The organism is Lentzea indica, from assembly GCF_012184385.1.
Taxonomy (GTDB): Bacteria; Actinomycetota; Actinomycetes; order Mycobacteriales; family Pseudonocardiaceae; genus Lentzea; species Lentzea indica.
The window spans coordinates 1-9,504 of sequence record NZ_VSRL01000313.1; the positions used below are offsets into that span (position 1 = coordinate 1).

Annotated in this window: 9 protein-coding genes and 1 pseudogene; 3 read left to right on the forward strand and 7 right to left on the reverse strand. The window is 68.1% G+C overall.

Going from position 1 to position 9,504, the window contains the following annotated elements; all coding sequences use genetic code 11:
• A partial coding sequence (locus FXN61_RS43415; RefSeq protein WP_376770810.1) for a BTAD domain-containing putative transcriptional regulator occupies positions 1–1,321 on the reverse strand: 1,321 nt, incomplete at its 3' end.
• A 133-nt stretch (positions 1,322–1,454) separates the two neighbouring features.
• Positions 1,455–1,697 (reverse strand): annotated as a pseudogene (locus FXN61_RS56765) (AfsR/SARP family transcriptional regulator); the annotation flags it as partial.
• Between the two features lie 323 nt (positions 1,698–2,020).
• On the opposite strand from FXN61_RS56765, the gene FXN61_RS43420 reads away from it, so the two are divergent.
• Positions 2,021–2,593, forward strand: a complete 573-nt coding sequence (locus FXN61_RS43420) for a hypothetical protein (RefSeq protein WP_167979669.1) — start codon at positions 2,021–2,023, stop codon at positions 2,591–2,593.
• A gap of 188 nt (positions 2,594–2,781) precedes the next feature.
• On the opposite strand, the gene FXN61_RS43425 is transcribed toward FXN61_RS43420, so the two are convergent.
• The 3 genes from FXN61_RS43425 to FXN61_RS43435 all read right to left on the reverse strand — a co-directional run bounded on the left by FXN61_RS43425 (position 2,782) and on the right by FXN61_RS43435 (position 5,562).
• Positions 2,782–2,991, reverse strand: a complete 210-nt coding sequence (locus FXN61_RS43425; RefSeq protein WP_167979670.1) for a DUF2795 domain-containing protein — start codon at positions 2,989–2,991, stop codon at positions 2,782–2,784.
• Between the two features lie 75 nt (positions 2,992–3,066).
• On the reverse strand, positions 3,067–3,885 hold the full coding sequence (locus FXN61_RS43430) for a GH12 family glycosyl hydrolase domain-containing protein (RefSeq protein WP_167979671.1): 819 nt from the start codon (positions 3,883–3,885) through the stop codon (positions 3,067–3,069).
• A gap of 345 nt (positions 3,886–4,230) precedes the next feature.
• The gene (locus tag FXN61_RS43435) at positions 4,231–5,562 is read right to left on the reverse strand and encodes a tetratricopeptide repeat protein (protein WP_167979672.1); all 1,332 of its coding nucleotides are present in this window, start codon (positions 5,560–5,562) and stop codon (positions 4,231–4,233) included.
• A gap of 37 nt (positions 5,563–5,599) precedes the next feature.
• Here FXN61_RS43435 and FXN61_RS43440 point away from each other — a divergent pair, with 37 nt between their 5' ends.
• Complete coding sequence (locus FXN61_RS43440) at positions 5,600–5,761, forward strand: hypothetical protein (protein WP_167979673.1); 162 nt, start codon at positions 5,600–5,602, stop codon at positions 5,759–5,761.
• Here FXN61_RS43440 and FXN61_RS43445 read toward each other — a convergent pair.
• Positions 5,758–6,828: a pentapeptide repeat-containing protein gene (locus tag FXN61_RS43445; protein ID WP_167979674.1), complete on the reverse strand. Its 1,071-nt coding sequence runs from the start codon at positions 6,826–6,828 to the stop codon at positions 5,758–5,760. The two genes, FXN61_RS43440 and FXN61_RS43445, sit on opposite strands and share 4 nt — an antisense overlap.
• 280 nt (positions 6,829–7,108) lie before the next feature.
• Here FXN61_RS43445 and FXN61_RS43450 point away from each other — a divergent pair, with 280 nt between their 5' ends.
• Positions 7,109–8,116 (forward strand): alpha/beta fold hydrolase, encoded by a 1,008-nt coding sequence (locus FXN61_RS43450; RefSeq protein ID WP_223165844.1) that lies wholly within the window; start codon positions 7,109–7,111, stop codon positions 8,114–8,116.
• 21 nt (positions 8,117–8,137) lie between these two features.
• On the opposite strand, the gene shbA is transcribed toward FXN61_RS43450, so the two are convergent.
• Entirely contained in the window at positions 8,138–8,809 is a 672-nt protein-coding gene (shbA, locus tag FXN61_RS43455) for an RNA polymerase sigma factor ShbA (RefSeq protein WP_167979676.1), read from the reverse strand.
• Between the last annotated feature and the right edge of the window lie 695 nt (positions 8,810–9,504).

Below are 9,504 nucleotides of genomic sequence, written 5' to 3' on the forward strand. Positions count from 1 at the left end.
CGAGCAGCCGGCCCTCTGCGCCGGGGTCGAGGTCGCCGAGTGCGACGGCGCAGGCCGCGTCGAAATCCCGGCCGGGGTGCTCGCCCAGGCGGCGGAACAGCCGTGCTGCGTCGGGTGGAAGGTGCTTGTAGGACCAGGAGAGCACCTCACGCACGGCCGCCCGGTCGTCACCGCCGCCGTCGAGCAACCGCAGCCGCCGCTGCCGGTCGCAGAGTTCCCTGACCAGTTCGGCGAGCGCGGTCTCCGGTCGGCTGACGACGAGTTCCGCGGCGACTCGCAACGGCAACGGCAGGAACGCACACTGTTCGGCGAGTTCGGCGACCGCAGCGGACTCCGCGCGCACCCTCGCACCGATCAGCCCACGCAGCAACGCGATGGCCGTCGTCCCGCCGCAGGGTTTGAGGTCCAGCCGCCGCGCGCCGTGCACCGCCACCAAGCTCGCGAGGCTGTCGCGGCTGGTCACCACGACGACGCAGGACGGCGCGCCGGGCAGCAGCAGGCGCACCTGCTCGACCGCCGACGCGTTGTCCAGCACGATCAGCAGCCGTCGGTCGGCGACCTCGGTCCGGTACCGGGCGGCTCGGGCATCCACGTCGACCGGGATGGCGGAGCCGGCGACACCCAGCGCCTCCAGGAACCTGCTCAGCACGTCGGCGGTGGACACCGGCTGGCCGGCCTCGTAGCCGCGCAGGTTCACGTACAACTGGCCGTCCGGGAACCCGGCGCGCAGCCGGTGTCCCCAGTGGACGGCCAGGGCGGTCTTGCCGACCCCTGCCGTGCCGCACACCGCGATGACGGCCGGCGCCGTCGGATCGCGCTCGGCGAGCAGCCCGTCGAGAATCGCCAGCTCCGTCGCGCGACCGGCGAAACCGGGCGCGTTCGCGGGCAGTTGAGCCGGTGCCGGACCGGCGTGGTGGGACTGGCGGCTCGCCGGTGGTTCGACGAGCAACGCCGCGTGCGCGTCGACCAGTTCGGCTCCCGGCCCGATCGCCAGTTCCTCCCGCAGCGCCCGCCGGGCGCTGTCGTACACGGCGAACGCGTCGGCCCGTCGGCCGGCCGCCGCGTAGGCGCGCACGAGAAGTGCCTGCACCGCCTCGTCCAACGGGTGGTCGGCAGCATGCTCGACGAGCAGCGGCAGCAGATCCACCGCCCGGCCGAGTCCGATCATGGTCTCGGCGTAGGCCAGCAGCGCGTTGCGCCGTTCGCCGAGCAGTGCGACGACTTTGGCGTGGCCGGTGAGCTTGGGGTGGTCGGCGAACGGCCGCCCCTGCCGACAGTCCGAGCGCCTCGCCCCAGAGCCCGGCGGCCTCCTCGGCGACAGCCGTCCTTCCCGCGGCGGACACCAGGTCGCGGAACCGGTCCACGTCGACCTCGTCGGCCGGGATTCGCAACGCGTAGCCGTCGCCGACGATGGGGATGCTGGTGCTGCGTGCGTAGCGGTGCCGCTCCGGGTCGAACAACCGCCGCAGGTGCTTGACGTGGGTCTGGATGACGTTGGTGGCGCTGGGCGGCGGCCGTTCGCCCCACAACGCGTCGACCAGGTCCGCCCTGGGCACCACCCGGCCCGCGGACAAAGCGAGCAGACCGAGCACCGCGCGTCTGCCGGCCGGACCGAGGTCGAGTTCCCGACCGTCATGCCAGGCCCGAACCGGACCGAGAACCTGGACGCGCAACCGCCACCTCCATGTCACGGCCATGCTGGCACGGCCCGTTCGACCGCGGCAACGGCCGGATCCGCTGACACGCCGCCAAGTTCAGTCTCCGTTCAACCTGAGTCCAGTCCGCCAAGCGAGCCTGGTTCGGCACCATTCGCCGGACTCGGGTGAAGATCACGACCTGCGGATGGAGCACCAGCCGACACATCCAGCGACGCGGATTCCGGTGGTCTGTCATCGGATCCGGCCACACCGCTCAACCGTTACCCGAGCTACGGCCACCCTGGCCGAGCACAGCCGCAGGACGCGGGCGCGAAGGCGCCTCGAGAGAAAGCACCTGCTACGACAACCGAAGGGGTGTTCCAGTGTCCGTACGCTTCAAACACCTGTTCACATCGGCCGTGGCGTTCATGGCCATGATCGTGATCGCAGCTCCGGTGGTGTCGGCATCAGTGCCGTCTTCCAAGTCGGCCCTGAACACGGCTTCGCCGCACAGCGCGACGGATGTCAGCACCAATGCGTGGCCGATCAGCCCACCCCGCGCGTTTCCCCCTGGCACTCCCTGCTACCGAGAGGAGGTTTTGGAGCCTGTCTACGAAACCGGCCAGGGGAAGAAGATGTATGAATTCTTCTTCGGGGCGAACGTGTGCATCTTCAGCGACCGCATCCACGTGTACGAACCCGAATCGCAGGTGCTGTACCCGGACGGCACGCCGGATCCACGACTGGCCTCGGTGAGATATTCCGTCAAGGACACGATCGTCCCGGTCGACAACCCTGCCGCCCCGAACAACGTGTACACCTACTCATCCCTCGATGTGATCTTCTGCCCCGATCTGCCGCAGCCCAGCGCATGCCAGCAGTACCACCACCAGCTGGGGCTCCAGTTCACCCGCGGCTGGGTTTATCCGATCGGCCGCTTCGATCGGATCGCTTGAGCTGAACCAGTCCTGAGACAACACCGGGCCACCGGACTCACTTGATGATCCGGCCCGGGTCAGTGAATGATCGTTCCGGCGAAGTCCCGGTCAGCGACACTGCTGACCGGGCGGCGGAACCTGCGTTGGCGTTCGCTGCGCGGGCATGCGACAACAAAGCAGGCCCGACGTGGAACGGATCCACGGCGTCAGGCCTCGCGGCTTTCGTCGACAGCGATCACGTTCAGCACGTCGTCGAACGACTCGTACAGCTGCTCCGGAACGGCGTGCAGCGCGTGCACCGTGTCCTCATCAGCGTTGTTGCGCGAAGCGTGGTCCACCAACTGCGCCTTGTCCGCGGGATAGGCCACGTCGGCCAGCACCGTGCGCAGCCGCTCGACTGTCGTCGTGTCGCTCATCGATCTCCTCCGTTCAACACGTGAAGCCACGGGCTACCCAGGCTGTCGAACGGACTAACGGCGCGGACGAGAGCGTCACCGCGCGCGGTCGGCGATGGACACCGAGAAGCTCTCGATGGCGTTGCCCGCGCCGCCACGCCACAGGTTGAACCCCGCCTCGACCGCGACCAGGTACCAGCCGCGGAGGACGTGGCCCCGCGCGACCGAGTCCATCGTGAACGCGCGGATGTCCAGTCCGCGCACCGAGGTGACCTCGCCGAGGCGTTCATAGGTGATGCGTACGCGGCCGCCGTCCCTGGCGAGCCACACGTTCCAGCGAGCGCCGGAGATCAGCACGTTCTCGGCCACGATCGAGCCGCCCGGCCTGACGCCGCCCCGGCTGCGCATCCAGATCACCATCTCGGCGCCGTCGGGCGTGCCGCTCGCGACCGGTCCACTGTGGAACCACACCACGTACACCGCGTTGAAGGTCCCCGTGTCGACTTGCCTGGTGACCCAGTCACTCCTGATGTCCGGCATCTCCGACACGCGGACCGGCAGGTCTCCGACGTCCGTGCAGTCCTGCCAGTGGCACCCTCTGATCAACGAGGGCGAGGCGGCCGGAGCGCCGTCGGGCGGACGGTCGTGCGCGGCGCTCTCCACCCGCAGCGACTGGTCGCCGACGGCCACGCACTGCGGGGTGTCCGCGCCCCACACGTTGTTCTGCCCGAGATAGTCACTCCCCCCGGCAGGCGCGACGTCGGTCTTGCCGCACAACCTGGTGACAGCGCTTCCCGAGGGACCGACCACGGACAGCACCACACCCACGAGCGCCGCGAGGAACGCTCCGCCCAGTCCGGCAGCCGCCAGCGAGAGAGCGACCCGGAAGGCGATCTGCGCATGGGGACTGTTCATGTGAGCTCCTCCCCCGCCCCAGCACCTGCGACCGCCCGCGTGGTCACCGGCAAAGCATCACCGATGAATACGCCTGGGCGAGCCGGTCGGTTCAGCGGCGCGGTTCCCGCACCGCAGTAGGCGCGTCGCCCAGGGCCGGACGCACCTCCGGCACCCGATGCCGAGCATGTCCGTGAGCTGGGGCGTCCGGCGCCTCGGTCAGCTCTGCGTCCTCGCATCGGTGACGATTGCGGTTCAATGCATCGTGTCGCAGCCGTCGCGGTCGCAGGCCATGCGGGCACTGGCGTGTCGCAAGAAGCAGCCCGAGGATCGACAGCCGGCGCTCCGGGCAGCGCTCCTCGTGGGTCAGTCGCGTGCGCGCGGCGGTACGCCGATCTTGTGGTAGAGGGCGTCCGCACGTTCGCGGTGTTCGCGGGCAGCGGCTGACTGGCCCGCGGCATCGAGAACCACGGCCAGGCCGGAAGTGGCCCGCGCCTGGGCGTACGGGTCACCGGAGGCGATCGCGATCGAATGCGCAGCGGTGTGCTGATGCAGGGCGTCGGACTGGCGGTCGGCGGCACGGAGCGTCTCGCCGAGATCGTTCAGGGCTCCGGCTTCCATGTCCGGATCACGTAGTGCGCGATTCAGCACCAGGGCCTGATTCAGGTGCTTGAAGGCACCAGCGAGCCGGCCGAGGCGGCGGCAGGCCACTCCCAGACCGCGCAACGCCTCGACCTGGCCTACCCGGTACCCGATTTCAGCGCACAGCGCGACGGCTTCGCCGTATCCGGCGAGCGCCTCCTCGACGCGCCCGTGTCGCGTGTCGAGATGGGCGATGTTGATCAACACTACTGCCTCGCCCGCCCGGTTGCCGAGCTTGTGGGCGATGGCTCGGCTGTCCTCGAAGTACCGCAGCGCCTCCTCGTCGTGGCCGAGCCGGTAGTGCAGGAAGCCGAGGTTGTTCAGCGAACGGCCCTCGTTGGCCCGGTCGCCGGTCGCGCGGTGCAGCACCAGGGCCTGCTGGAGGTGTTCGATCGCTTTGGGATAGTCGCCGAGCTGAAGGTGGGACAGCCCCAGGCTCTTGAGGGCCTCGCCGGCACCGATCTGATTGCCCACTTCTCGGTAGCGCGCCAGCGCATCCGTGGCCGTGGCCACGGCTTCTCGATAGCGGCCGGTGCGAAAACGGGCCACGGCGATGCCGTGCAGCGCGGTTGCCGCACCGGCCGTGTCCCCCGCTTGCTCGCAGGTCTCGAAGGCCTCGCCGTAGCGGTCGATCGCGCCGGCCAGGTCGCCGCTGCGGGCGTGCACGGCCCCGAGCCGGTTCAGTGCCGCGCCTGCCTCGCCGGTCGTCAATGCGACCGATGCCGCGGCGGTGTGCAACGCGGTCGCTTCCACGTAGTGGCCGCAGGCGTCCAGGTACGGGGCGAGGATGCCGGACATCGCGACGAGGTGGCCGGGGACCTCGCTGGACGATCCCAGCGCGACCGCGACCAGGTTCGCGTGTTCGACGTCCAGCCAGATCGCCGTCGAGGCAGGGTCCGCCGATCCCGTGTCGGCAGGCCAGGTCCGCTCGATCGACGGAGCACCGAACTTCAGCCGTACAGCGGTGGCCGCCGCACGCCGGTGGTAGTCGCGCAACCGTTCCGGGGCGGCGCTTCGGTCCACTTCGGACACGTTCGGCGCGTACTGCTGGCGCATCCTGCTCGTCCACGGCGAGGTCGACGCGGAAGCGCTGATGAAGGCCGACTCGTACGGCATCGGCGTAGCCGCCGGCACGGCCCAGCAGCAGACCGTGCTGCTCGAACCGGAGCCGTTCACCGACTGGCAGCCCACGCCGGCGTGGTGGAAGTTCTCCGAAACCGTGTACGCGAGTTACCCCGGCTCCACCAGTGCCTAGGTCGTGGCCTCAGGTCCAGGTCGAGCTGGCCGCACTCTGCCGATAGTCACGAAGCGGGTGCCCTCGCTGTCGGTCTCGGTGAGCTTCACGCCCCAGCCCGCCGGATATTGAGGGTCGACGACCCTCCACTCGCTTCCAGGGCCCGGGGTGAACCTCAGCGTGGTGTCCTTCAGCGAGAGTCGAGCATCATCGGTGACGTGTGCGGTGTGCAGGTCGGTATCACCTTCGAAGATGGCGTGATCGAAGCGGGCTTTGGAGCGGAACGTGCTGTCGCGAAAGCGATGTACGGACTCGAACCGTGTGCGGTAGAAGTCCGCGGCGTCGAGGAACTCGGCACCGTGGAACATTGCGTGGTTGGCGAACGTGGCGACGTTGAACTCGGCCGGCCCGGTAAAGACGGTGGAGCGGAAGCTGGTGAATCCATGGAAGGTCGCGTCGCGGAATTGGGCCGGTCCGACTTCCCTGCCATCAGGGTCGAGCTCGAACAGCACAGCACCGGTGAGGTTCAGCGTGAAGGTCCCCCACGAGGCCGGTTGATCAGCGGCCCCGCGGGTGGGCATGTGCTCGACCAGAATGCGTTGCGCGGCGAGCCGGACCTGCTTCTCCTCCCTGCGCACGCGGTCATCTCCCCGCTGCTTCACGCCACCCTCGGTCTCAAGCTGGCGCCGTAGATCCAATGGCGTCCTGGCGTCGTACGGCATCCTGAGGTAGGCGCAGATCACGTTGATCACGGTCTGACGCTGGTCTTCGTTGGTCTGGGCAAGCCGATCCAACGCGTACAGCCCGCCGAGCCGCACTGCCGCCGCCGTGGAGCCGAGCTGCTCGACGGCCTTGGCGAACAACTCGGTGACGCGGCGAGCGGCCGCGTCACGTTCGTTCGAATCAGCGATCCGCTCCGCGAGCTTCCGGCTCTTCTCAGTGTCCGCGACGGTGTGCTCGAACGCCGTCACGGTGTGGTTGTGGGCCGCCTCGCGTTGCGCCAGTTCGAGTTCCTGCGTGTGTTGCCGCCGCGCGGTCACATAGAGCGTGAAGATGCCGGCACCGCCGAGCAGTACGCCGGTGGACATCTTGGCCGCCTCGAGCAGCGCATTCGTATGCTTGTCCGCATCCGTGAGGTACTGGCCAAGGCGGACGGCTCAGTGCTCGCCGAGCCACGGCGGCGGCCGGCCGACGTTCCGCCGCGGTGAGCGAGGGGGCACTGAGCTGTACGCAGGATGTTCAGCCGAGCGGGTGATACACCACAAGACCGGATTGTCGCGTCTGCCTGCAAAATGAATGGCCTGGACGCGGACGGCGGGTCAGCCGTCCGGTCATCGCGGTGACAACCTGACGAAGGCCGACGAGAGCATGAACGACGTGGCAGCCAGCCCGCCCGAGGGCGAAGTGGGCCTGCGGCATGTCGTCGTGCACGGCTACCGCCGCGCGTTCAGGATGGCCGGCAGCGGCCCGGTCCTGCTGTTCATACACGGGATCGGCGACAGCTCGGTTACTTGGCTGCACGTCCTGCCGCGGCTGGCCGAGCACTTCACCGTGATCGCACCGGACCTGCTCGGCCACGGAGGTTCCGACAAGCCGAGTGCCGACTACTCGGTTGCCGGGTACGCGTGTGGAATGCGGGACCTGCTGACCGTGCTGGACGTCGATCACGCGACCGTGATCGGACACTCGCTCGGCGGTGGCGTGGCGATCCAGTTCGCCTACCAGTTCCCGGAGCGATGTGAACGGCTCGTCCTGGTCGGCAGCGGCGGCATCGGCAAGTACGTGCACCCGCTGCTCCGGCTGGCCTGCCTTCCCGGCGCCGACCTGGTCATCTCACTGGCCACCGCTGCACCGGTCCTGATGGCCACCTCGCTGCTCACCCCGCTCATGCGCGGCATCGGCGGCCTCGGACTCGGCTCCGATCTCCACTACGTCCTGGAGCGGTTCCGCTCGCTGGCCGACAACACCAGCCGACTGGCGTTCCTGCGGACCCTGCGATCCGCGGTCGACTGGCGTGGGCAGACAGTCACCATGCTCGACCGGAGCTATCTGCTCCTCGGGACTCCCACCCTGCTGGTGTGGGGTGATCGGGACCGGGTCGTGTCGACCGACCACGCCGATCTGGCACACGTGGCCATGCCCCACAGCCGCCTGGAGATCTTCACGGGTGCGGGGCACTTTCCCCACCAGGCCGATCCAGAACGATTCGTCGCGCTGCTGTCGGACTTCCACGCCGGCACCGCGGCGGCCGAGCACGACCACAACCTCTGGCGCACGATGCTGTGCACCGGCCACTTCGACCTGCCACAGGGCGAGCACGTCGCACCGGAAATCCTCGACGCGGTGCACCGAGCCACCCATCCCAGCGGCGCGTGACCGCGACCGGAACTCACGTGTTCACACTCCGGTCAACGTCCTCCGGAGCCGGGCCAACGCGCGGTGTTGCATGACCCGGACCGCACCCGGCGTCGATGCGACCGCCTCGGCGGTCTCCTGCGCCGACAGCCCCACGACCACCCGCAACACGACGATCTCCCGGTGCCTCTCCGGGAGGACCAGCAGCAGCCGAGCCATTCGTTCGGACAGCTCACCGTACAAAGCCCGATGCTCCGGCCCCTCCTCGGTCACGGGGGCTTCAGGAACCTCGGCGACGAGTTCGCAACAGCGATTCCTGGCCACGGCCCGATGCGCATCGGCAACCTTGTGCGCCGCGATGCCGTACACGAACGCCAGGAACGGCCGTCCCTCGTGGCGGTACCTGGGCAACGCCGTGAGCACTGCGATGCACACGTCCTGAGCCACGTCGTCCGCCGACACGAAGGACCGCTCCTGCCTGCCCACTCGGGCCCTGCAATACCGCACCACCAGTGGCCGGATGCTCGCCAGCAGACGCTCGATCGCCCGGCGGTCTCCGTCGGCGGCCGCGGCCACTTCGGCATTCACGTCGTCCTGAGACCGGCTCTTGATCGGTGCGTGCCGGTCCGAGGGATCCAGGACGACTCGCGTCGCCGTGTCGGAGGCTTGGCGATCGACCTGGGTGGTGGGCGCGTCTTCCCCGTCGGTGGTCATTGGCGATGCTCCTACGTGGTCTCTGCGGCCGGCATTGCCGTCACCTTCCACAGCGGACGCACGGACACGAATCTGACCAAAATATGAAATACTTTTCACTCCGTGCTCGACCGAATACTCAGTGATACCGGATCCGGCGAGGATTTGACTGCGAGTGAGCGCGCCACTACTGCACGCAACGTCAAGCCACTCAACGGACTGCGAAGGCATTCATGAGCGCGCTTTGTTTTCGAATGAAGTCGCGCGGACAGCCGATTTTTGGTTCGTCATTACATCGTTCGAGTTTGTCTCCACACCATCAAGTGTCCAGGTAGTCCATCCGATGGTGCGGTTGCCGGTCTGCGGTCTCGGCGTTCAGGGGCTGCCTGGGTGATGGTTGCGAGGGGCAGGCGTCGGCAGCGCGTCGTCGAACATGTCGCCCGACGCTCAATTGTTTGCCGTTGGGAATCCACGACCACGTCAATATCTGAAACCGACGCAGTTGACCTGAAGGGAATCCGCTTCACCGACTGCGGCTCGACACAGCTCGCCGCTTGCCGATCCGACAAATCCGCTCTGAAGACAACGGAGTCCAGCAATGGTCGAGTCCAGCACCACGCCCCAGGGTTCCGGCAAAGTCGTGTCCGCCGTTTGGACGTAGGACGGGCACGGCGTCCTAGTTGATCATGAGAGTGTCTAAGTCACATGGTCTTCTG